Below are 23,664 nucleotides of genomic sequence, written 5' to 3' on the forward strand. Positions count from 1 at the left end.
TAATGATTTAACTACCTAAATTAATCTATAGTTCGATCAATTGCTTGTATTGAATTATGCTTATTTAAGATAATGGCGATTATACGAAATTAGAACAATAAACGTCTGTGAAATCAAAGTGTTTTTTAAATCGATGCTAAACTAAAATAGCATGAATCATCATGCTATTTTGTATTTATAAGAGCCTTCCATGCTGTACCTCATGCCCAAAAAAATCCAACTCGTACCATCTCAAGCCAAATGGCAGCTTGCATCAAATGAATCTGTTTTGGTACTGGTAGGACTGCAAAACCTAAGGATGATGGTAGGTATACAGGACAGCGACCTGATGACTCATCTGATCCAGATCAGCAATAAAGCCAAAGCACTGGACATTCCTATTGTCGATCTATACGGCGATGATGTCCTGCAAGGCATGCAGCAGCTGGGTGAATACGCTTCAACCCATCCCCAACTGATTTTTGCCGGACAGATCACTCCGATGCTAAAACAGATTTTACCGCATCTGTATAGCGTGACCGAACAGCTCTGTGTGGTGGATGATGCGATTCTACTGGCCAATCAGGAGCAGCATATCCAATGGATTGAAAATATCTCCCAGCAGGGGCTGCATCATCTGACTAGCTATAGCCTGAACCGGCTTTGGAGTCTCAGTGCGCCCTTGGCATATATCCTGTCCAGCAAAGGCATTTTACTGGCCATAGCCGAACAGCTGGATATGGATGCGCTGGATATCGACCCGCATGAAGATCTGCGTCACTATGGTTTGGACTCGGTAAGTATGGTCAGTCTGGTCGGTTTATGGCGTGCCAATGGCGCCAATATTCGCTATGAAGATATGCAGTCCAAACCCACACTACACGGATTGCTGCAGATTTTAACGGGCTAAATTTGCCATTTTCAGAAAATTGACATTTTTATTCAGCAAAATCGGAAAAAACGTCTGCAATTTGCGCAAATTGCATTGTAATTGTGGTGCAAGGTTTTTATCATTGCCGCCTTATTTTCGCGATCAGCCTGGAAGTGTACTTTGAGTAATTTTCTAACCGAACACCTGATTTATCGAGATGAAGATTTTATGCTCATCCATAAACCGGCCGGCTTACTCACAGTGCCAGGAAAAACAGCAGATTTACAAGACTGCCTGATCAGCCGTTTGGTCGCCATTGAGCCTAAAACCCTGTTAATTCATCGTCTGGATCGTGACACCTCAGGTATTTTGGTGTTTGGTCTTAGCCGCTTGGGGCAAAACAAGATTTCACGCCAGTTTCAGGAACGCCAGACCGATAAGCATTATCAGGCAGTGGTGGCCGGGCATCTATACGGCGAAGGCACCATTGATGTGCCGGTGGTCTATGATCCAACCCGTCCGCCGTTGCATATGGCCGATCCTTCTCATTCGAAACCGGCGCTTACCCACTGGCAGGCGCTGGAACAGTTTGAAATAAATGGACAGGCGGTTACGCGGGTCAAACTTATTCCAATTACCGGCCGTTCGCATCAGCTGCGGGTGCATATGCAATATCTGGGTCATCCAATTATTGGCGATACCTTATATGCCACGCCAGAGCAGCAACAGCTGTCTTCACGCCTGTGTTTGCATGCGGCGTATTTAAGTTTTCAACATCCTCAAACGGGAGAAACACTGGAGTTTAATTGCCCGGTGCCGTTTTAAGGGAAACATATCCTCATGAATTTAAGCTCACTTTTTGGTGGGCTTTATGTCAAAATATATTGCTTTACGATGTCAAATTTTGCTCAAATGGCAAGCAGTCCTTGAGTGATAACGCGACAGTCCTAACTTCTAGAAAAAGGTGGAAAAATTGCAGCAGTTTGCTATTGGTCAACGTTGGTTGTCAGATACAGAAACAGAACTGGGCTTAGGCGTTCTTATTGATGTAGATGAACGTTCAATCAGCATTTTATTCCCCAAGAGTGACGAAACCCGTGTCTATGCACGTAACAATGCACCTTTGTCCCGTATCGTGTTTAATGCGGGCGATGAAGTACAGGACCAGGAAGGCTTGAAATGGACGGTTCAGAGTCTGGAAGATCGCGGTGGCGTGGTGCGTTATAACGTGGTACGTCAGCTGGAAGATGGTTCAGAAGAACAGAAATCGCTGAATGAAACCCGAATTGGCGCGCAAATCCAGCTGTCTAAACCCTTAGACCGTTTACTGGCCAGCCAGATTGACTATAAAGAATGGTACGACCTGCGTATTGAAGCGCTGTTGATGCAGGCCAATATGCACAGCAGTCCGCTGCGTGGCCTGATTGGTTCACGCGTTGGCCTGATTCCGCATCAACTCTATATTGCCCACGAAGTCGGTAAGCGTTTTGCACCGCGTGTATTACTGGCCGATGAAGTGGGTTTGGGTAAAACCATTGAAGCCGGTCTGATTATCCATCAGCAGCTCAAAACCGGCCGTTCTGAACGTATTTTAATTTTGGTGCCAGATTCACTGCAATATCAGTGGATGATTGAAATGCGCCGCCGTTTCAACCTGCAGTTCTCTTTATTTGATCTGACCCGTACAGCGTCAATTAAAGAACATGACCCGGATTTAAACCCGTTCCTGACCGAGCAATGTATTATTGCTTCTATTGACCTGATGATTGACCACGAAGATCTGCGTGAGCAGGCACTTGAAGCTGGTTTTGACTTACTCGTGGTTGATGAAGCGCATCACCTGATGTGGTCAGAAGAAGAAGGCGGCAATGACCGTTATGATCTGGTCGAAGAATTCGCTGAACAAACGGCGGGTGTGCTGCTCTTAACTGCAACACCAGAACAGTTGGGTGTTGAAAGTCACTTTGCCCGTTTACGCCTGCTCGATCCGCAGCGTTTTAGTTCGTTGGACCGTTTCCTGGATGAAGAAGCGCAGTATCAGCAAACAGCCAAAATTGCTGAAGTACTGATGTCCGACATGCCACTGGAAGAAGGTCATCTGGCTGCTTTGGAAGGCTTGCTCGGTCATCGTATTGAAGACCATCCGGAACAGCGTTTTCGCGCCATTCATGAACTGTTAGACCGTCATGGTACCGGCCGTATTTTATTCCGTAACACCCGTGAAGCGATTCAGGGCTTCCCGGGCCGTGACTGTCAGCCAGCACCACTGCCAGCCCCAGACCACTGGGCCAAAGAGGGCAAGTTGCGTGAACAGATGTGGCCAGAAGAAGGCCAGCTTGATGGTGCGTGGATGGAAACCGATCCGCGTGTAATGTGGCTGATGGAAAAGCTGCGCAGCGATTTAAAACACAAAAAAGTGCTACTGATTGCACGTAGTGGTCCGGTGGTGGAAGCGCTAGAAAATGCACTGCGTTTACACGCCGGTATTCGTACTGCGATGTTCCATGAAGGTATGAGCCTGCTGGAACGTGACCAGGCGGCGGCGTATTTCGCAGAAGATTCCTATGGTGCGCAAATCCTGCTCTGTTCGGAAATTGGTTCAGAAGGGCGTAACTTCCAGTTTGCATCAGATTTAATTTTATTTGATTTACCGGCGAATCCGGACGTACTGGAACAGCGAATTGGCCGTCTAGACCGGATTGGTCAGGAAAACCGGATTCAGATTCACGTGCCGTATTTACTTGGCACGGCGCAAGAACGCATGTTCCGCTGGTATAACGAAGCGTTGAATATATTCAGCAATATTTCCCCAACGGCGCAGACCTTGCAGGAAAACTTCATTGTTGAATTAAAAGACTGCTTACTGGCAGATCAAGGCCAGCAGTTTGAAGAATTGCTGGAAGCGGTTAGCGTACAGCGCGAAGCTTTGGAAGCTGAATTGCAGGAAGGCCGTGACCGTTTACTGGAATACAACTCTTGCCGTCCGGTGGTGGCACAGGAAATTGTCCAGGCGCTGGAAGATTATGATGACAACACTACCTTGCCAATGTTCATGAAGCGCTTTATGGCTTCAACCAACATCGACTTTGATGAACAAAGCAATGGCACAGTCATCATCAAGCCAACAGACCAGATGCAGGTGCAAGGTCTGACTTTAGATGAAGAGGGCATGACTGCGACTTTCTATCGTGATCAGGCTCAAATCCGCGAAGATGCACAATATCTGACTTTGGAACATCCATTTACCGAAAGCGTGATGGAAATGATCAATACCCAAAGCTTTGGTAGTACCAATGTGGCGGTGTTAAAGTCAGCTGCATTACCGCAAGGTTCGGTGCTGCTGGAAGTGTGGTTCAAGGTTGATGTGATTGCACCAAAAGCATTGAACCTGCCATCAAGCTTGCCGCAGCAATTGATTCGTGTATTGCTGAGTGAAAAAGGTCAGGATCTGTCGCAAAAAATTGCCCCTGAAATCTTAAAACCGTATTTACATCATTTAGATGGCAATAGCTGCCGTCAGGTGGTAAAAGCACGCCGTGAAGTGATTGAGCAGCGTTATGCACAGGCGCTGGACATTGCCAAAACTGCCTTGCCGGGCTTAAAAGAGCAGGCCAAAGAGATGTATGGCGCGAAATGGCAATATGAAATTGACCGTCTAACGTATCTGAAGCAATTTAACCCAAGCATCCGTGAAGATGAAATCAGCCGTTTGCAGAAATTGCAAAAAGAAGGTTTAAGCCTGCTTGACGGTATTGCGGTTACCCCGGAAGCAATTCAGGTGATGGTGGTGGTTAAACCATAACAGTCGTAATTTTTAGAAAAGCACCTTCTGAACTGCACCCCGAAAGTTGGACACTTTTAGTCTAATTTGAAGGGTGCTTTTTTAATACTGATTTGCCGGACATGAACAGCCCGGCGATCAGTGCACTAGAGTCCGGTAAAATGTTCATGCTAAGATGAGCCAAATTTTTAAAAGATATAACAACGATGGGTAAAGCATTAGTCACTTTAGGCTCTAAAACTTCACATGGCGGTGTGGTTGCTGAATGTGAAAGTTCATTTGTTATTAATGGCATTGCCGTGCATTTAAATGGCATGAAGCATTATTGTCCAAAATGTAAAACCACTGTAGCTGCCATTGCGGCTGATCCAACCACCCAGGTCAAAGGGCGTGGCGTGGTGATTGTTGGTGATAAAACCACCTGCGGTGCAACTTTCTTGCCTAGCCAGAATCTGGTGGTGTCGGCCAAATAAATATATTGGTCAGGCGTAGAGTGTTGAACCAGCCTGGCTGATCTTGAGAATCGCAGCAAAAAATTAAAATTACCTCCTGCAAAATGGATTATCTGCTTCAAATACCTTTATGACCAAAACTGTTGTTTATTTTGCCCATGCCAATGGCATCGCCAGTCCTTGCTATCAGACCTTTTTTGATTATTTTGATGCCGATATTGAGCTGAAATATATTCCGGTCATTGGCCTGAATCCGGACTATCCAGTTGAGCCAAAATGGGAAAAACTGGTGGCGCAGGTCATTGCCGATATCGAATTACAAACACCAAAACAGGCGGTGGTCGGTTTGGGGCATTCTTTTGGCGCGCTGGTGTTGCTGATGGCATCTTATCAACGGCCAGATTTATTTAGCCAGCTGATTTTAATGGACCCGCCTTTTGTGATTGGTAAAACAGCGCCGATATTCGAGTTATTGCAAAAGCTGGGTTCAAAACAGATTGACCGTTTAACCCCGGCCGGGCTGAGTCTGAAACGTAAAGACGCCTGGTCTAGCCGTGAGCAGGCTTATCAGCAGTTACGTGGCAATGCCTTGTTTAAACAGTTTGATGAGCGCTGTTTTCAGGATTTTATCCGGCATGGTCTTAGAGAAGATGAGGCCGGCATCAGCTTACAGATTCCAAAACAGGTCGAGGCAGATATTTTTAGAACTGTACCAAGCTGGTGGTGGCGTTGGCCGCGTAAAGCCCCAAATTTACCGGTGCATTTAATCACGGCAGAGCAGAGTGCTTTTTATAAGCAAGGTTTCCCGCAGGGACTAAAAAAGATATATGGCATTGAGTTTAGTGTTGTAGCGGGTGGGCATATGTTCCCGCTGGAATCTCCTGAGCAGAGCGCACGCGATGTGCAGCAGCGGATTCGATCAACACTTTAAATAAGCAGTTTAAAATCCAGTTAACGGATTTGTGCTTCATCTAAATGGCGTGCGCCTTCGAGCAGCATCCGGATCATGATCATGGTTTGCTCGGCAATGATTTTACGTTCATTGGCGGGCATATCAATCACTTTGGCACCCATATTAAACACCAGCTGGGTAATGGCTGAAGAAACAATCTCCGGATGGGACAGTTTGCTGTTATTCAAACGCTCCAGACGAATCAGGTCATCTTTCAGTTCCTGCTGGAAATAGTTCAGCTGACGTTCCACTGCCTGCTTATAAGACGTCGATCCGGTATAGCCTTCACGCAACAGCAGACTTAAATTACCTTCATCAGCATCTAGCTGTTCAATAAAGACTTCAACCGAGGTGCGGATAATGCTGTTCTGTTTGGATGCTTTTAAACGTGCCTGATTCAGAATCTGACGCAGCACATGGCCGGCCCGGTCAATCAGGGCAATGGCCAGCTCATCAATATCTTTAAAGTGACGATAAAAACTATTCGGTGCAATACCGGCTTCGCGCGCGACTTCACGCAGGCTTAAAGAGGCAATACTTTTCTGGGGTCCGATCAGATTCAGTGCAGCCTGAAACAGCTCTTCCTTGGTAATGGTCGCTTTCCTGCCGACCGTACGCACCGTCATGGGTTCACGGATGTTGGGAACATCTTGGGCAAGAACATCATTACTTATTTTCATGGCAGGCTGAGTCATAGGGTCCAGAGCTGAAAGGCTTTTCAGTAGTATAGCCGTTGTGTGTGAACTTGTGAAATGAATAGAAACAATACAAGCGTATATACAAATATATATACATGTGTATAATAATTGAGAATTCATCGCGTGGTGTAGGCTATGCACGTTATCGAAAAGTCGAAATCTCCCCTCAAATCTCTTGCGAGTGCGATTGTTGATCCGTACTCGGCAAACTTCTGGTTACAAAAAATCAATCCGTTGTGGTCTGTGAATCAGGCATTGGGCAAGATTGTGCAAAAGCAGCAGACCGCGCAGGACACGGTCAGCCTGATGGTGCAGTTCAATCAGAAATTCCAGCTTGGACAGGCGGGCCAACATCACCCGGTCTTTGTCACCATTGAAGGAATTCGCTATGAGCGTACCTACAGCCTGACGCAACTGGATACTCAGCATGTGCTGTTAACCGTTAAAAAAGTCGATCAGGGTAAAGTCAGCAGCTGGTTGGTCAATCAGGCCAATGTGGGCGATATTCTGGAATTTGGCCAGCCTTATGGCGATATGTTGTTGCCTGAAGCGACACAACCACTCATTTTGCTGGCTGCCGGTAGTGGTATTACCCCAATGTATAGCCTGGTCGATGCTTTGGCCAAATCGGGTCAATTAAAGCAGACCCCGGTTAAACTGATGTACTGGGTAAAAACCTTTGCCGATGTTGCTTTTAAAACCCAGTTTGAACAATGGGCGACACAATATCCACACTTTAGCTTTGACGTGTTTTATACCCAGGCAGGGGAAACACCGGCACAGCGTCTGAATGAAAGCCATCTGCAAACCTTTGAGCAGATTGAACAGAGCGCAGTCTATGCCTGTGGTCCATCGGGTTTTGCTGCAAGGGTAGAAGAACTGTTTGCGCATGCACAGCAATTAAAAACTGAAGCCTTTAGCATGAGCCCAATGCTCAATGAAGAAGCTGGTTTTGTGCAGGTGACCTTAACCCAATCGAATAAAACCGTGACCATTCCCAAAGGCCAATCTATTTTGACCAGCCTGGAGCAGCAGAATATTCAACCGAAGCATGGCTGCCGTATGGGAATTTGTAATAAATGTGCCTGCAACAAAGTCGAAGGCTCGACCAAAAATCTGGTGAATGGTGCGCAAAACACCGAACCGGGTAATTTGCTCAAGCTTTGCGTGAATTCGGCACAAACAGACTTAGTTATTGACTTATAAGCGGGTACACTCACTATGAATATGCCAGTCAAATTTGAATATTTTAAAAATCCTAAAAACCGCGAATTAACCCAATTAGAACTGGATGAATTGGCGCGTGAATTAGACGCCATCAAGCAGGAAGTGCTGGATGATTTAGGCGAAAAAGATGCCAAATACATCCGCCGTGTATACTCAACCATCCGTTATGCTTCTATTGCGGGTCGTGCCTGCCTGTTTGCTGGCTGGTTCCCGCCAGCCTGGATTTTGGGTACTGGTCTGCTCGGCTTTGCCAAAATCATGGAAAATATGGAACTTGGCCATAACGTCATGCACGGTCAATATGACTGGATGAACGATCCAAAATTCAACGGTCAGACCTATGAGTGGGATATTGTCGGTACTTCTGAAAACTGGCGTCAAACCCACAACTACAAGCATCATACCTATACCAATATTAAAGGTATGGATGATGATATCGGCTATGGTCTGGTACGTCTGTTCCCAGAACAACGCTGGAAACCGGGTCATCTGCTACAACCGATTTACAGTATTCCATTCTGTTTACTGTTCCAGTGGGGTGTGGCGATTCAAAACCTGGAACTCGGTAAAGTGTGGATGGGCCGTAAAACCAAGGCTGAGCTGAAAGAAGAGTGGAAACCTTTACAGAGCAAAATCTCTAAACAGCTGTTTAAAGACTATGTGTTCTTCCCGCTGATTGCTGGTCCTGCTGCGTTACCGGTATTCACTGGCAACCTGGTGGCCAACGGGATTCGTAACATCTGGACCTTCAGTATTATTTTCTGTGGTCACTTCACCAAAGATGTTGAGGTATTCCCAAAATCGGTATTGAAAAATGAAAGCCGTGGTCACTGGTATATGCGTCAGATTCGTGGTTCTTCTAACCTGACTGGTTCAGAAGCGTTCCATATTCTGACTGGCCATTTAAGCCATCAGATTGAACACCATTTATATCCGGATGTACCGGCACGCCGTTACCGTCAGATGGCACCAAAAGTACAGGCAGTATGTGAAAAATATGGTTTGCACTACAACAATGCCAGCCTGTTTAAACAATATGGCAGTGTACTGAAACGGATTGCCAAGTATGCGTTTCCGTTTAAAAAATAAGCATAAAATGCGTTAAGACAAAAAAGGCAATTTTTATAGGAAATTGCCTTTTTTATTGAATAGAAGAGTTACAAAAACTAAAACCAAGCCGCTAACTCGGAAATCTGGAGAAAAAGGTTATTTGGTATGATTTTTTTTAATTCTTTATAAAATAATTCACATAAATGATTAACTTTGAGCATTTATGCCAATTACTTGATAAGTACAATGATATCCAAGCTTATATACTCTATGTGAGTATAAGTATATAGTTTTGATGAAAATTTAAAGCACAACAAGATTGATGACACTCAGTTAAATATGTATATGAAAAATATGTTAATTATTTACACATTTTAACAATTGGTAAAAATATTTAGAATTAAACATTTTTTAATTGAAAATCATAATCATAATTAAAATCAAAATGCAGTGAATTATTGCTAAACAATTTGGAGGTTATACAACATATACTAAACAAATCCTATGCTAGTTTTATAGAAGTAAGTATGCTTTTGGTAAAGAAAGAAAATGTATAAGAAACAAGGCTCGAACTTCCACACGTCTAGCGCAGGTTTTACGCTCCTGGAATTAATGGTGGCTGTCATTATTTTGGCTATTCTCGCAGCTATTGCCATGGCTTTGTTGCATAAATATGTAAGCATCTGATTTAAATAAATTTAATTTTGGATCAAAAAAATAATCAAAACTTTTAAAATCATATAGTTATGAAATCTTTGTGCAACAAAGCCGTATGAAATTAAGCAATGCTGATGAAGCAGGGAATTATATCCCTGTTTATAAAAAGGTATTTAATATTGGCGGCATCCGCTACATGTAACCCCAATCCACTAAAAACCCACAATAAATTGTGGTTTTTTTTATTGTCTATTTAAAATCAAGCTAATTTCTTATAGAGCGTCACTTCAGGTAAAGCTTGATCTGTGCCCACCATATAAGGATAAGTTGCCATATTCAGCATTGGCTCATCTTCATAACTATTGCCATAAGCATAAATAGCATTGTACTGCTCTAAATCATAACGCTTTATAATTTGTTGTTTCTTTTCATATAAACTGCAATCTGCCGTTAAATATTCACCGCTAAAGATAGAGTTCTCTAAAGCCACCTGAGAGCAGATTAAATCAATATTTAATAACTCACATACCGCTTCCAAATAAATATTAATAGAAGCAGAGACCAACACAATATCATCTCCATGGGCTTGATGCTTTTGTAGTTGATTGAGTAATTTCGGATTTAAAGCTTGAACCAATTGTGCTGCATAGCTTTCTGCTTTTTCCTTAATTTGATGCTGCGGTACCGACTTAAACATTCCCTTAAATAGTCGGGGCCGCATTTTATGCGCCGGATAGAGCTTTAAATAATAAGCCATAATCCAGGGGAGGGTGATCAGTCCACGCTTGAGAATATGCCGTTTGCCCAGACTGTAGAAAATAAAGCCGGTAAAACTGTCATGCTCATACAGGGTTCCATCAAAATCGAATAAGGCTAGATTTTTATATTTTTGGCTTTTTGCATGCATGTGGTATATCGCCCGTTGACCCGAGTAGCAAACCAGTTGGTATTATAATCACGGCTGAGTTTTGGCCCGGAAATTACCACCTCTGGCATTATCGCATAAAATGGTTCTTTGCTAGTTTGTTCCTGATACAGTTTTAATAAGGCGCGATACGAGGCGGTATCTTCAAAATCCTGCTCTTTTTCTTTTTTCAGATCGGAGCGGATTTGACGTGGGGTGAGCACAATATTATGTTTGGCAAAAACACTAATCAGCTCGCGTTCAGATTGGCTCTTGGCACTGCGAACACCGCCATCTTTGCTATAGAGCAGTAAATCACCATCTAGAGATAATTCGGCTTCGGTTAAATCATTCAGCATGCTCTGAAAAGCGGCATTGCGGCTGGAATACATGCCCGAGTTATAATCGGCAAAGCGATATAGCGGTTTATCATAATCAGCCGGATACATCATCAGGCGGTGAATACCATAATACAGGCCACCATATTGGCTGTATAAATCGGTGCGTAATTCTGCAATATTGCCGCCTTGGCGTTTATGTTCCTTGGCATAACTGATATGCACCTGCATTGAACCTAAGGTGGTAATCGGATTCAGCTTTTCTCCGATATTTTGACCAAACAGCTTGGCGGCGCCGGTCAGGGCCGACACATGATAATGCTTGGCCATATAGTCAAAAATTTCACGATAAAGTTCATCCAGTTCCCGTTCGGTTTTGACCCGGCGCATCTGGCTTAAATAGTTATCTTCCGGGCTTGGATGGTTTTTCAGTACATCCTGAAAATAGCCGGCAATGGTGCCACCAATGGCTTCACCGAGTTTATCTTTAAATTTCTCGTCTAAACGTTCTTGGACTTCTTTAACTGCTTTTTCACCTAAACCATAGACCTGTGGATCGGCAACAAAGTTGGATTCCTGATCGACCACGGCGACAATGGTGCACATATTTTCCTTGGTCTGCGGAATGCCCAATTGTTCACTAATATCGTAAATATCTTTGGCCCATGAATCACGATCTTTCACGCGGGAAGGAATTAGTCGTTTGATCTGATCTGCATCTAGACTTGGCTCATCGCCTTTATTCCACCAGGCGCTGTCGCCACAGGCAGCTAAACTTAAAGATAACGCAATCAGGCTTAAAGGTTTGATTACAGATGACAGGAAGGTGTGTTTCATAAACAGGAAAACTCGGTCCAGACGGGTCAGCCTACAGGGCAGATGAAGTATACAGAAATTCGGCTATACAAGTGTGAATATATATGTATACGGCCTACGTTGCACTGTCAATTTTTATCTGCAAGATGCCAGAGAATTGAGTGGCTCAAAAAGCGGATACTGTAGGGTTAGATACTAAATTCTATTTCAAAATAAAGCGCTGATTTTAATTTGATGATCTTCTGTTATTTTAAGGAAAAAATTTAAATAAATAAGGGTGATGCTGGATAAAATCATCTGAATTGTTTTTAAAATATTATCTGTTGTTTTTTAATAATTCCAAAATTTTCTACTCAAAATAAAGGGAATTATTTTAGCGTAGAACCGTGGTTATTTTAGTGTGTATTTTAAATAAACCTTGTGTTTAGCAAATATAGAGCGTATAAAGCTAACTCTCCTTTGCGGGGTGGAGCAGTCTGGTAGCTCGTCGGGCTCATAACCCGAAGGTCGTTGGTTCAAATCCGGCCCCCGCATCCAACTTTTAATGCTTATAGTGATTGAATATTTGTCCATAATTGTGAGAATTGGGACAGTGAAAAGTTTAAAATAATCAAATTTGATTGTGTTTTTATCCGATTTTTGAAAGATGAAATTTTAATAAAATTGAACAGCTTTCTTAAATGATCACCTAAGCTCATATAATGAGTCAGTTATGTTGAATAATGTAGAAAATTGGCAGTTGGCCACTGCAGTCAATGGTCAGGAAATTTTTGTAAAAGTAATGCCGCTGAAAAAGAAGCAGCGCTCGAGCCAGGGTTTTATCTGGGTGGAAGTCGGTAAAATGATTGAGCTTCAGTCCGGACAGCAGGTAGAATTTAACCTGGATGGTAAAAGTTTTTATATTGCTTTAAATCAGTTATATAAATTGAATTAATTTATTTTTATTGCATTCAGAACAGAAGTCTGTATAGTGGTCGTTAACTAGAAGAATTACTATTGTTTCAGCAAATCTTTTCCCTCCGTCGTTTTTTAATATCCTTCGTAGTATCAGATTTTTAGTTTCAAAGTCATTTTCCAGTTAATTATTGGTTTATCTATGACCAATTTAAAAGTTTTTTAATACAGGATTATCTTATGTCAAATACAGTTACTGGTACTGTGAAATGGTTTAATGAAACTAAAGGTTTTGGTTTTATTCAGGCAGATTCAGGTCAGGACGTTTTTGCTCATTACAGCGAAATTACCAACCAGGGCTTCAAAACTTTACATGAAGGCCAGCGCGTTGAATTTACCATCGTAGCGGGTAAAAAAGGCGACCAGGCCAGCGGTATTACTGCAATCTAATTGCCGGTTTCCCTGCAAAAAGCTCATCTTCTGATGGGCTTTTGTTTTTTAGCATCTGCTAAAAACAGATGTGCTGTGGTTGGTACAGATGCATAGAAATTTTAGTCAGAAGGCTTTAAACTAGCCCGGTTTTTAGCGCCGTATCCAGTTTTCTCCCATCTGAAAGATTCGCTGCGCATTTTCTGTTTCCCGAGGTTCCTACATTGAGTTCACATCCTGTCATTCAAGAACTGTTTGATCGTCCTATTGAGCGAAAGCTGTGGGTGGCACCAATGGCAGGCGTCACGGATCGGCCGTTTAGAACGCTGTGCAAATATTTTGGCGCAGGCCATGCAGTCAGTGAAATGATGACCTCGGACAAGACTTTGCGCATGAGCAAAAAAAGTCTGTATCGGGCCAATTTTGATGGCGAAATCGCCCCGATTTCTGCACAAATTGCCGGCTCCGATCCGGCTGACCTAGCCGAAGCCGCGCGTTATCAGGTGGCCAATGGCGCACAGATTGTTGATATCAATATGGGCTGTCCTGCCAAAAAAGTATGTAACAAGCTGGCTGGTTCGGCGTTGTTGCAAGATGAAGATCTGGTCGCCCGGATTTTAGATGCAGTCGTAGAAGCAGTCGATGTGCCGGTGACCTTAAAAACCCGACTCGGTTTTTTAAACGGTCAGGAAAATATTCTGCGTGTGGCCAAGCGTGCGGAGCAGGCCGGTATTGCAGCGCTGGCCCTGCATGGTCGTACCCGCGAAGATATGTACCTGAACACGGCGCGTTATGAGTTAATCAAGCAGGTTAAGGCCGAGCTGAATATTCCCCTCATTGCCAATGGCGACATCGACAGTCCGGAAAAAGCTAAAATGGTGCTGGATTATACCGGTGCAGATGCGATTATGATTGGCCGTGCGGCACAAGGCCGTCCCTGGATTTTCCGTGAAATTGCCCATTATCTGACGACCGGTGAACATTTGGCTGCACCGAGTATTGAAGAAGTCAAACAGGTATTGCTTGGGCATTTATCTGAACTTTATAGCTTTTATGGAGAATATTCAGGCTGCCGTATTTCACGTAAACATATTGCCTGGTACACCAAAGGACTGCGTTCTAGCAATGAATTCCGCCAGAATATGTACCGTGTGGAAAGCACGGCCGAGCAGTATCAGGTGGTGGAAAACTATTTTAATCAACTGTTAGAACATGGCAACATCATGAGTGATGTGCAGGTTGAGCAGGTGAATCTGTTAGAAACCAAATGATTAAATATCTATCATAATTATGGCGCTTCAGAGCGCCATTTTTTATTCCTGATTTTATCCGTTTACAATCTCTACAGACCTGAACACAGGGCAACATACGCTCACTGAACACGGACAGGACTTGGACATTGCAGAGCTTGGCTTGCTCTATGCTAGGTAAGTCTTCACTTGGCAAGATGATATTCCAGTCTTGTTAATAACAATGATCCAGGGAGTTTCAACATGACCAATACTAATCGTCCTGTGACTGAATTTAGCCATAAGACCTCAACAGAATTACCACAAGAACGAAGCCAGGGTTTAAATGTCGACCCGACCGATGTCAACGCACGTCCTGATTTGGACACCAATCGTGTCCCGGATATGAATGAAGCAGGCGATCATCCTGTTGGCACCAGTGTCGGTGTATTAGGGGGCGCGGCAACCGGTGCGGCCGTGGGTGCTGCAGCTGGACCGGTCGGTGCCGTAGTGGGCGGTATTGCCGGTGGTGTGGTCGGTGGATTGGCCGGTAATGAAATTGCCGATGCGATTGATCCGACTGCAGAAGATGTGTACTGGCGTGATCAGTACCAGAACCGTCCATATTATAATGAAACCCGCAGTGTCTATGCCGATGTCGACTATGATCGTGATTATCGCGGCGCCTATCGACTGGGCTATGAAAACCGTCCTTTATATGAACAAAATGTCGATTTTGACCGGGCCGAGCCAGAACTGCGTACCAAATGGGAACAGATGAAAGGCGATTCCCGTCTAAACTGGGAAGAAGCTAAATTTGCAGCTAAAGATGCCTGGCAACGTGTGAGCCGTTAAAGTATTCAAGACACTATCAGGCCAATAAAAAAACATCTCCGCGGAGATGTTTTTTGTTTATTGTTCGCGCTTAGTGACTGGTCATTTCCAGCACCAGTTGATTAATTAAATCACCGGCTTCCATGTCACGAATCAGACCGACATTGGCACCGGCCCAGAATGCACCAAATCCCTGTTCACCTTGCTGGCTAGCTGCGGCATGTAACTGCTTGCCAATATCATAAGTATACGGATAGGTCGGTACCGGCGGACGGTTTGGCGTATCCACCAGACGGTGCCACTGATTGACCAGACCACGTGCCGGACGGCCGGAAATTGAATCGGTAATTTGGGTACAGCTCTGGCTAAATAAAGCCTTGCGATACGCCTCATTGGCATTGGAAGATTTACATTGCACAAAGGCGGTCCCGAGCTGTACCGCGACTGCGCCAAGGTTCATGACACGTTGTGCATGTTGACCATTCATAATTCCACCAGCCGCAACCACCGGAATCTGACAGTGCTGGGTCAGTAAAGTCACTAAATCTACCGTGCGGATACCGCCATCAATAGCGGCATTAAACAGGCCACGATGACCGCCAGCCTCTACGCCTTGGGCAATAATAATATCAATACCCGCCGCTTCAATGGCTTGTGCTTCGGCCAGATTGGTGGCAGAGACCATGGTGATAATCCCGGCCTGTTTTAGCGCCTGAATCTGATGCGCGTGCGGAATACCAAAATGAAAACTCACCGCCTGAGGACGGGTTTCCAGCACCAGATTCAGATAATCATCATTGCTTAAAAAACTAGGATACAGATTTTTGAGCTGGGTCGGCAGCGTTACGCCATAATGGACAAAATGCGGACTTAAATAATCCAGCCAGACCTGAGCAGCAGCTTCATCCAGCGGCTCGGGTTGATGACAGAAGAAATTGACCTGAAAAGGGCAGTCGGTCAGGCCTTGGGTTTTTAAAATCTGTTCTCGGGCAGACGCCACTGAACTGGCCCCTAAACCCAGTGAACCCAAGCCGCCCTGGTTGGAAACTTCGGCAGCCAGTTCAGGTGTCGAAACACCGGCCATCGGCGCTAAAAAAATAGGATGTTTAATGCCGAGCTGTTCCAATATAGACATGCGATTTCTCCTTATTCTTCCTACACTTTGCCCAAGCTGAACAAAATTAGCAAATCATAATCATTATTTATTTTTTAAATAATCTGCCGGTTTTTACACAGCAGTTACATTCGTTGCGACAAGCTGGGTCGTGCTAACGCATCGGCTTGCTAGGCGCAACATTTTCGCTTTTTTATAATCAGCTTATCTCCTGATTTCTGCTGAAACGCATGTCTGAACGTATCCGTGAAAAACTGCAAATTTTAGCCGATGCTGCCAAATATGATGTGTCCTGCTCATCGAGTGGCAGTCGGCGCAAAAATAAAGACCAAGGGCTGGGCAATACCGGTAATGGCATCTGTCACAGCTATACCGAAGATGGGCGCTGTGTTTCGCTGCTTAAAATCCTGTTCTCCAATGTTTGCATTTATGACTGTGCCTATTGCGTGTCGCGGCGTTCCAATGATGTGAAACGCGCAGCCTTTACCGTACAGGAAGTGGTCGATCTGACCATAAATTTTTACCGGCGCAATTATATTGAAGGGCTGTTTTTAAGTTCCGGTATTTTTAAATCGGCCGATTACACCATGGAACGAATGCTACAGGTGGTGAAAAAGCTGCGGCTGGAAGAAAACTTTAATGGATATATTCATTTAAAAACCATCCCGGGCGCATCTCAGGAAATTATTACCGAAGCCGGTTTATATGTTGACCGGATGAGTATTAATCTGGAAATGCCGACCGAAGCCGGACTACAGCAGTTTGCCCCGGAAAAAAGTCATGCCGAAGTGCAGAAGGATTTGGGTATTGTCCGCGATCGCCTGATTCAACTGAAAGATGAATCGAAAATCATCAAATCGGTACCGAAGTTTGTTCCGGCCGGACAAACCACGCAGATGGTGGTGGGTGCACATAATGAAACCGACCAAGACATTATTATGATGGCCGATCGGCACTACAAAGAATTCAAGCTAAAACGGGTTTATTTTTCTGGTTATATTCCAATTAATACACAGGAAAAGGCCTTGCCCGCTGTCGGTTCAGCGCCGCCGTTGCTGCGTGAAAACCGGCTCTATCAAAGTGACTGGTTAATGCGTTTTTATGGTTTTGCTGCGCATGAACTGGTGGATGATCAACATCCCAATTTAGACCTGGATGTCGACCCGAAATTGGGCTGGGCACTGCGTCATCCAGAGGCTTTTCCGGTAGATATCAACCGTGCCGACTACCAGTTGATTTTACGGGTGCCGGGTATAGGCGTGCGTTCGGCGCAGAAAATTGTGCAGGCGCGCCGGTTTGGGCACATTCATATAGATCAGCTAAAACGCATGGGCGTGGCCTATAACCGTGCCCAGCATTTTATTCGCTGTGCCGACAGCCCGAAATTTAAAAAAGAGCCGCCAGCGCAGCAGATTCGCCAGCAGATTTTACAGTCGGGGCAATCCAAATATCAGCAGCAGCTCTCGCCACAACTGGGCTTTGCTTTTTAATGGCCACCTACTGCTTTGATGGCACGCTCACCGGCTTGCTTTGCTGTGTGTTTCGGGCATTTCGCTTTCAAGAGTTTGATGTACACATTACCGCCAATCCGCAGTCCCAGCATGGCCTGTTTGATGAGTTTATTGTCGTGTCTTCACAGGATGTGCAGGGGCAGCGGGTCTGGCAGGGCTTGAAACAGAAAATCCAGCCCGGCAGCTTGCGTCAGTTTTATCTGTGCTTTTTGTCGGAGCAGGAACAGGCCTTTCAGCATCTGTTTGATTTTTGCATTTATGTTTTTCAACACGGCCATGCGGTGGATGGTAATTATGGCCATCCGGCGGTGTTGGGCATGGCACAGTGGGCCAAGCAGGTGGGCCGGGAAAAACATCGCATGGAAGCTTTTGTACGCTTTAAAAAATGTCAGGATGGTCTGTTCTTAAGTCTGGTGCGGCCAGATTTTAATGTATTACCGCTGATCGAGCGGCATTTTAAGGCGCGTTACCAAGATCAGCGCTGGTTGATTTATGACGAACAGCGTGATTACGGCATTTATTATGATCTGGATGATGTGCATCAGGTTCAGATGAATGCCCGGCAGCTGGATCTCCAGCTGGACAGTGGCCACAGTCAGGCCTTTAGTATCGAGCTGGATGCTGAAGAATTTTTATATGACCAGCTGTGGAAAGATTATTTTCACAGCGTCAATATTCAGGCACGGCAGAACATGAAGCTGCATATTCAGTATGTACCGAAACGTTACTGGCGCTATATGAATGAAAAGTCGCTCTAACTTTCATCCCGGCCGGTTTCATCAGTATAATGCCCGGGTTGTATCGTGGAAAAGGTAAAAGCATGAAGGGGTATGTAGGGGCTGTTTTGCTCACAATAACAGGTTTGACAGCATGTGGACCACATGAGGCAGAGCAGGTACAGGTCCAGCCTGAACAGTACCAGGTAGCCAGTGCAGAGCAGCTACAGCAGCGCTTTAGTGCCTTAAACCGTCAATTGGAAGCCGATTTTCAGCAGTTTAAGCAGCTGGAAAGTATTGCCTTTGCCCAGCAGTTTCCTTTAGATGCCGATAATCTGATGACCTTGAACCAGCATCTGGTCAGCAGTACCGCCTTAAAGCCGACCAAAGCCGGCTATTGCGATATGATGAATGGCTATTTTGCCGAGATGTATCGTCTCGGACATTATAATCTGGAACTGCTTGATCAGATCCAGCTGCCCCAGGCTCAACAGGAAAATTTAAAGCAGAATTTTGCCAATGCCGACAATTTTTATGATTTTATTTTAAACCGCTATACCAGCTATCGTCAGGTGCAGCAAACCATGAATTATGGCTGTAACCTGAAAGCGGCTTTACAGTAAACACAGCCCTAAGGTAAAAAAATCGCCCGATTTGCTTGGCGGTTTTTTTATAAAGGTGTGACATGGAACAACGAGCCAATCCAGTGTGCGAATAGCATGGCCACCACGCCCCAGACCGTGACCCGCAAGCTGCCTCTGAGCATGGAGGTGCCGGCAAAATAGCTGGACAGGGCACCGAGTAAGGCCAGCGATAAGACACCTACAATCACAATGCTTCGGTCCAGATATTCCACCGGACTAAAGACAATGGTCAGTAAAGGCAACAGCGCCCCTAAAGAAAAAGCAATCGCCGAGGATGCCGCCGCCTGTACCGCATTGGCGGCAGTATTTTCATGAATGCCGATTTCATCGCGGGCGTGGGCGGCTAGGGCATCTTTGGCGGTCAGCTGTACCGCCACTTCATGCGCTAGCTCAGGCGTCAGGCCGCGCAAGGTATAAATATGGGTCAGTTCTTTTAGTTCCAGATCGGGGTTTTTACGCAGTTCTCTGGATTCCATGTGCAGATCAGCCTGCTCGATATCTTCCTGGGATTTGACCGAAATATATTCGCCGGCAGCCATGGAACTAGCGCCTGAAATCAGGCCGGCAATACAGGTAATCAGCAGGGTCTGGCTGGAAGCACCACTGGCCGCCATCCCGATCACCAGACTGGTCACCGAGATAATCCCGTCATTGGCCCCCAACACCGCAGCACGTAACCAGCCCGTTCTTAAAATATAATGTTTTTCATGATGATGTGAATAACTCATAGCCCGCCTGAATTTTTATTGTATGCGGCTATCTTAACCCAGAGATGAAAAAAGCCCCAACTTTTGGGGCTTTTTTAACAGCGAGTCAGGAATTAACAGCCGGTCAGCTTTTCCGGTTGTGGGCGTTCTTCCGGGAAGAAGAATGGACGCAGTTTGACCCCAATGCCATTGCCAATAAAGGCAAATACCAGCCACAGCCAGCCATGTAAACTGCCAGAGGCAATACCACTGAAATAGGCGCCAATATTACAGCCATAAGCCAGGCGTGCGCCATAACCTAACAGCAAACCGCCAACAATCGCTGCCATCAGCGAGCGTTTTGGAATATTAAAGTTCGGTGCGAATTTACCGGCCAGACTGGCTGCCAGCAGGGCGCCGAGCATAATCCCGAAGTTCATCATCGAGGTAATATCAAACCATAACGACTCTGTCAGTGCTTTGGCATTGGCTGGTTGCTGCCAGTAGCTCCAGGAGGCTACATCAACACCCACAAAACTGGCCGATTTGGCGGCCCAGACGGCCAGCGCAGAGGTTACGCCCCAAGGACGTCCAGCCAACGCAAGAGTAGCGAAGTTCAGCAGGGTCAGGATGATACCGCCCCACACCAACGGCCACGGACCACGTAAGAAGCGTTTCCAGCCCTGATACTGTGCAGCCGGTTCAACCTCCAGACTGCCATGACGTTTCTTTTCATACCATACGGTAACCAAGGCAATCAGGGCAAACAGCACAAAGTTCAGCAATAACGCCGGCATCACACCTAAGCTGGTGACCAGTGAAATAGGTGCCAGATGCGGCAGGTTAAACCACCAGTCTAAATGCGTGGTGGCAATCAGTGAGCCTAAGCAGAAGAATACCAGTGTTACCAGCATGCGTGCGCTACCACCACCCACGGTATACAGCGTACCAGAAGCACAGCCGCCGCCGAGCTGCATGCCAATACCAAAAATAAAGGCACCAATCATCACCGACATTGACACTGGGCTAACAAAACCATTGACCGGATTGCCAAACAGTTCACCTGCACCTAAGGCTGGGAAAAACAGCAGTACTGCCAGACCAAGCATGATCATTTGTGCACGCAGACCGCGACCACGACCTTGCTTGATAAACACCCGCCAGCTTGAGGTAAAACCAAAAGAAGCATGGTACAGGGTCATCCCCAGTGCACCACCAATCAGGAATAATAGTGCCTGGTTAATGCCCACCACCTGATAGGCGCCAATACAACCAATAAACAATAACACCAGCGCGACCCAGATCGAGCGATTCGACCGGTCGGCTTTTGCAGCAATAATAGACATAGACAATAACAGGGAGAGAAATCAGAATCCTGAGTATTTTAGTGGAAATTTAAACTTTTAACCTGACAGAAACAGTCATTTAAGCTATTTTTAATTTGAAATTTCTAATTTCAAATATTAGTAAAATGAATAATAAAAAAGCTCCCGGAAGGGAGCTTTTAGCGAGGAAGTGAATTTTATTGCTGGGCTTCTTCACGCACGTTCGCAGCACCTTGTTCAACAGCACCGGCTGCGGTTGCAGTTGCATCTTTGGTGGCTTCCTTGGTTTCATCCCAAGCCTGACTGGTTGCCGCAGCGGCATTATCCGCGGCCTGATCTAACTCTGCAGCAGCTTCATCCGTTGCAGCATCCATTTCAGCTGAAGCTTCTTCAGCAGCACCGGAAATATCATGACCTGCCTGTTCAGCAGCATTTTCCAGATGCTCGCCAGTGGTTGCACCTGTTTCAGGCGCCTGATCACGGTTACAGCCCACTAAAGCAACGGTAGCAGCAAGACCTAAAGCAACAAGTAATTTATTCATTGTCATATTCCTTTTAATTCTATTCTCAAGGCAAATATCCACAACAGCAGTGAATATTCAAAAATATAAACCAGTTTCGATCTGGCAATAGATAACAAATTGTTGATTAAATGTAAGAAAATGAAATACAAAAAAAGCCTATAGCGTAGTGCACGCTATAGGCTTGTGGTGTTCTAGAGTTAATTCAGCAGAATTATTGCCCCGAACGGATGATGTAATCAAAGGCAGACAACGATGCTTTCGCGCCTTCACCTGTGGCAATAATAATCTGCTTATATGGGACTGTAGTACAGTCACCCGCCGCAAATACACCTTTGACGTTGGTTTCGTTGCGGTCATTAATCACAATTTCACCACGGTTGCTCAGCTCAACTGCTGTTTCTTTCAAGAAATCGGTATTTGGTAACAAACCGATCTGTACAAAGATCCCCGCCAGTTCAACCGTATGCTCTTCATCCGTTGCACGGTCTTTGTATTTCAGCGCTGTCACTTGTGAACCATCACCCACGACTTCTGTTGAAAGTGCATTTTTGATGACAGTCGTGTTTGGCAAGCTGTTTAGCTTGTCTTGCAATACCTGGTCGGCACGTAATTTGGTATCAAATTCTACTAAGGTTACATGCTCAACAATACCGGCCAAGTCAATTGCGGCCTCTACACCCGAGTTACCCCCACCAATGACTGCAACACGTTTGCCTTTGAATAAAGGACCATCACAGTGCGGGCAATACGCCACACCACGGGTACGGTATTCTGCTTCACCCGGAACGTTCATCTCTCTCCAGCGTGCACCGGTTGAAAGCACCACAGTTTTCGATTCCAGCTTGGCACCGTTTTCCAAGGTCACTTCAACTAAACCGTTGGCTGTTTCATCTGCACCTTTAATGTCAGATACACGTTGTAGGTTCATGATGTCGACACCGTATTCACGTACGTGTGCTTCCATTTCAGCGGCAAATTTTGGACCTTGGGTTTTCTTGATTGAAGTGAAGTTTTCAATGTCCATGGTGTCCATCACCTGACCACCAAAACGTTCTGCCACGATACCGGTGTTAATGCCTTTACGTGCTGCATAAATCGCTGCAGTATTCCCGGCAGGACCACCACCAATCACCAAGACATCAAAGGCAGCTTTGGCATTCAGCTTTTCAGCTTCTTTGGCTGCAGAGTTGGTATCCAATTTGGCAATGATTTCTTCCAGCGTCATACGACCCTGACCGATGTGATTGCCGTCCTGGAACACCATCGGTACCGCCATGATCTTACGTTCTTCCACTTCATCCTGGAAGAATGCACCATCAATCATGGTGGCAGTAGTACCCGGGTTGTAAATCGCAATAAGGTTCAATGCTTGCACCACGTCTGGACAGTTATGGCAGCTTAACGATACGAACACATCAAAGTCCGATTGGATACCCAAGTCTTTAATAGAAGCTAATACTTCATCAGACACTTTTGGTGCATAGCCCGAAGTTTGTAACAATGCCAGAATCAAAGAGGTGAACTCATGGCCCATTGGCAAACCTGCGAAGAATACACGCGGTGGCTCACCGGCTTTGGCGACACCAAAGCTTGGTGCACGTTTGTTGTTACCATCGAAGCGTGCAGTCACCTGATCAGACAGGGCGGCAATTTCAGTTACCAGTTCTTTGATTTTGTCTGATTTGTCAGAGCTATCTAAAGTGGCCACTAATTCGATTGGACCTTCAAGGCGTTCTAACAAGGCTTTTAATTGGGCTGTGGTATTTTGATCTAACATTGCTAACGTCTCCAGAGGAGTAAAATGTATTTGATAAAGACATGATAGGAGAAAATATTTAATTGCTGAAACGGTTTGTTTTTATCAAAACAATCGGTTTTTTAAATCAAATAATAAAAATCATGTATTTATGCAGAAGTTGCACATAAAAATGTATGGCTTTATCTTCTAAGATGTGGCTTGTCACTGGAATTTTCAAGAATTGACAATAAGAAAATCAAAGATTTGCTATTTGTGACTAAAACTAGGCATTATC

General features: G+C 45.2%; 23 protein-coding genes and 1 tRNA gene. 16 read left to right on the forward strand and 8 right to left on the reverse strand.

Annotated features, from left to right (window positions below; all coding sequences use genetic code 11):
* Positions 1–190 precede the first annotated feature (190 nt).
* The 5 genes from FTU67_RS03365 (at position 191) to FTU67_RS03385 (ending at position 6,014) form a co-directional block, all read left to right on the forward strand.
* On the forward strand, positions 191–889 hold the full coding sequence (locus FTU67_RS03365) for a phosphopantetheine-binding protein (protein WP_168384629.1): 699 nt from the start codon (positions 191–193) through the stop codon (positions 887–889).
* A 141-nt stretch (positions 890–1,030) separates the two neighbouring features.
* A complete protein-coding gene (locus FTU67_RS03370) occupies positions 1,031–1,675 on the forward strand; it encodes an RluA family pseudouridine synthase (RefSeq protein ID WP_168383871.1) in 645 nt (214 codons plus the stop codon).
* Positions 1,676–1,814: 139 nt separating this feature from the next.
* Entirely contained in the window at positions 1,815–4,652 is a 2,838-nt protein-coding gene (gene rapA / locus FTU67_RS03375) for an RNA polymerase-associated protein RapA (protein WP_075166923.1), read from the forward strand.
* A gap of 185 nt (positions 4,653–4,837) precedes the next feature.
* The gene (locus tag FTU67_RS03380; protein WP_005178913.1) at positions 4,838–5,104 is read left to right on the forward strand and encodes a PAAR domain-containing protein; all 267 of its coding nucleotides are present in this window, start codon (positions 4,838–4,840) and stop codon (positions 5,102–5,104) included.
* A gap of 109 nt (positions 5,105–5,213) precedes the next feature.
* A complete protein-coding gene (locus FTU67_RS03385; RefSeq protein WP_016659144.1) occupies positions 5,214–6,014 on the forward strand; it encodes an alpha/beta fold hydrolase in 801 nt (266 codons plus the stop codon).
* Positions 6,015–6,034: 20 nt separating this feature from the next.
* Here FTU67_RS03385 and fabR read toward each other — a convergent pair whose 3' ends face one another.
* Positions 6,035–6,661, reverse strand: coding sequence for an HTH-type transcriptional repressor FabR (gene fabR / locus FTU67_RS03390; RefSeq protein ID WP_228151050.1), 627 nt, complete (start codon positions 6,659–6,661; stop codon positions 6,035–6,037).
* A 207-nt stretch (positions 6,662–6,868) separates the two neighbouring features.
* On the opposite strand from fabR, the gene FTU67_RS03395 reads away from it, so the two are divergent.
* From FTU67_RS03395 to FTU67_RS14170, 3 genes are all read left to right on the forward strand, one after another.
* Entirely contained in the window at positions 6,869–7,939 is a 1,071-nt protein-coding gene (locus FTU67_RS03395; protein ID WP_075174390.1) for a ferredoxin reductase, read from the forward strand.
* Positions 7,940–7,954: 15 nt separating this feature from the next.
* Positions 7,955–9,049 (forward strand): acyl-CoA desaturase, encoded by a 1,095-nt coding sequence (locus tag FTU67_RS03400; RefSeq protein WP_005178901.1) that lies wholly within the window; start codon positions 7,955–7,957, stop codon positions 9,047–9,049.
* A 573-nt stretch (positions 9,050–9,622) separates the two neighbouring features.
* Complete coding sequence (locus tag FTU67_RS14170) at positions 9,623–9,697, forward strand: hypothetical protein (protein WP_257221831.1); 75 nt, start codon at positions 9,623–9,625, stop codon at positions 9,695–9,697.
* 229 nt (positions 9,698–9,926) lie between these two features.
* Here FTU67_RS14170 and FTU67_RS03410 read toward each other — a convergent pair whose 3' ends face one another.
* Positions 9,927–10,574: an HAD-IB family phosphatase gene (locus tag FTU67_RS03410; RefSeq protein WP_160241192.1), complete on the reverse strand. Its 648-nt coding sequence runs from the start codon at positions 10,572–10,574 to the stop codon at positions 9,927–9,929.
* Positions 10,541–11,746 (reverse strand): DUF1615 domain-containing protein, encoded by a 1,206-nt coding sequence (locus tag FTU67_RS03415; RefSeq protein ID WP_160232414.1) that lies wholly within the window; start codon positions 11,744–11,746, stop codon positions 10,541–10,543. Before FTU67_RS03415 ends, FTU67_RS03410 begins: the two co-directional genes overlap by 34 nt.
* A 439-nt stretch (positions 11,747–12,185) precedes the next feature.
* Between FTU67_RS03415 and FTU67_RS03420 the strand changes: the two genes are divergently transcribed.
* The 5 genes from FTU67_RS03420 to FTU67_RS03440 all read left to right on the forward strand — a co-directional run bounded on the left by FTU67_RS03420 (position 12,186) and on the right by FTU67_RS03440 (position 15,132).
* Positions 12,186–12,262, forward strand: a tRNA-Met gene (locus tag FTU67_RS03420).
* A gap of 175 nt (positions 12,263–12,437) precedes the next feature.
* Complete coding sequence (locus FTU67_RS03425) at positions 12,438–12,659, forward strand: hypothetical protein (protein ID WP_005178882.1); 222 nt, start codon at positions 12,438–12,440, stop codon at positions 12,657–12,659.
* 200 nt (positions 12,660–12,859) lie between these two features.
* Positions 12,860–13,069: a cold-shock protein gene (locus FTU67_RS03430; RefSeq protein ID WP_005178879.1), complete on the forward strand. Its 210-nt coding sequence runs from the start codon at positions 12,860–12,862 to the stop codon at positions 13,067–13,069.
* Positions 13,070–13,299: 230 nt separating this feature from the next.
* Positions 13,300–14,319 (forward strand): tRNA dihydrouridine synthase DusB, encoded by a 1,020-nt coding sequence (dusB, locus tag FTU67_RS03435; protein ID WP_257219151.1) that lies wholly within the window; start codon positions 13,300–13,302, stop codon positions 14,317–14,319.
* 222 nt (positions 14,320–14,541) lie between these two features.
* Positions 14,542–15,132 carry a hypothetical protein gene (locus tag FTU67_RS03440; protein WP_180061408.1) on the forward strand — a complete coding sequence of 197 codons (591 nt, stop codon included), beginning with the start codon at positions 14,542–14,544 and terminating at the stop codon, positions 15,130–15,132.
* A 70-nt stretch (positions 15,133–15,202) separates the two neighbouring features.
* On the opposite strand, the gene FTU67_RS03445 is transcribed toward FTU67_RS03440, so the two are convergent.
* Positions 15,203–16,246, reverse strand: coding sequence for a nitronate monooxygenase family protein (locus tag FTU67_RS03445; RefSeq protein ID WP_180061409.1), 1,044 nt, complete (start codon positions 16,244–16,246; stop codon positions 15,203–15,205).
* Positions 16,247–16,455: 209 nt separating this feature from the next.
* On the opposite strand from FTU67_RS03445, the gene FTU67_RS03450 reads away from it, so the two are divergent.
* The 3 genes from FTU67_RS03450 (at position 16,456) to FTU67_RS03460 (ending at position 19,075) form a co-directional block, all read left to right on the forward strand.
* Positions 16,456–17,715, forward strand: coding sequence for a putative DNA modification/repair radical SAM protein (locus FTU67_RS03450; protein ID WP_005178869.1), 1,260 nt, complete (start codon positions 16,456–16,458; stop codon positions 17,713–17,715).
* Positions 17,715–18,494, forward strand: a complete 780-nt coding sequence (locus tag FTU67_RS03455) for a TIGR03915 family putative DNA repair protein (RefSeq protein ID WP_152342434.1) — start codon at positions 17,715–17,717, stop codon at positions 18,492–18,494. The genes FTU67_RS03450 and FTU67_RS03455 overlap by 1 nt, the downstream gene beginning before the upstream one ends.
* A gap of 62 nt (positions 18,495–18,556) precedes the next feature.
* On the forward strand, positions 18,557–19,075 hold the full coding sequence (locus tag FTU67_RS03460; protein WP_005178855.1) for a hypothetical protein: 519 nt from the start codon (positions 18,557–18,559) through the stop codon (positions 19,073–19,075).
* 47 nt (positions 19,076–19,122) lie between these two features.
* On the opposite strand, the gene FTU67_RS03465 is transcribed toward FTU67_RS03460, so the two are convergent.
* The 4 genes from FTU67_RS03465 to ahpF form a co-directional block, all read right to left on the reverse strand.
* Positions 19,123–19,824, reverse strand: a complete 702-nt coding sequence (locus FTU67_RS03465; RefSeq protein WP_005178853.1) for a VIT family protein — start codon at positions 19,822–19,824, stop codon at positions 19,123–19,125.
* Between the two features lie 92 nt (positions 19,825–19,916).
* On the reverse strand, positions 19,917–21,128 hold the full coding sequence (locus tag FTU67_RS03470; protein ID WP_005178851.1) for a YeeE/YedE family protein: 1,212 nt from the start codon (positions 21,126–21,128) through the stop codon (positions 19,917–19,919).
* Positions 21,129–21,304: 176 nt separating this feature from the next.
* Positions 21,305–21,649, reverse strand: a complete 345-nt coding sequence (locus FTU67_RS03475) for a hypothetical protein (protein WP_005178845.1) — start codon at positions 21,647–21,649, stop codon at positions 21,305–21,307.
* 193 nt (positions 21,650–21,842) lie between these two features.
* Positions 21,843–23,408: an alkyl hydroperoxide reductase subunit F gene (gene ahpF / locus FTU67_RS03480; protein WP_180061410.1), complete on the reverse strand. Its 1,566-nt coding sequence runs from the start codon at positions 23,406–23,408 to the stop codon at positions 21,843–21,845.
* Between the last annotated feature and the right edge of the window lie 256 nt (positions 23,409–23,664).

The organism is Acinetobacter sp. YH12132 (assembly GCF_013418645.1).
GTDB lineage: Bacteria > Pseudomonadota > Gammaproteobacteria > Pseudomonadales > Moraxellaceae > Acinetobacter > Acinetobacter indicus.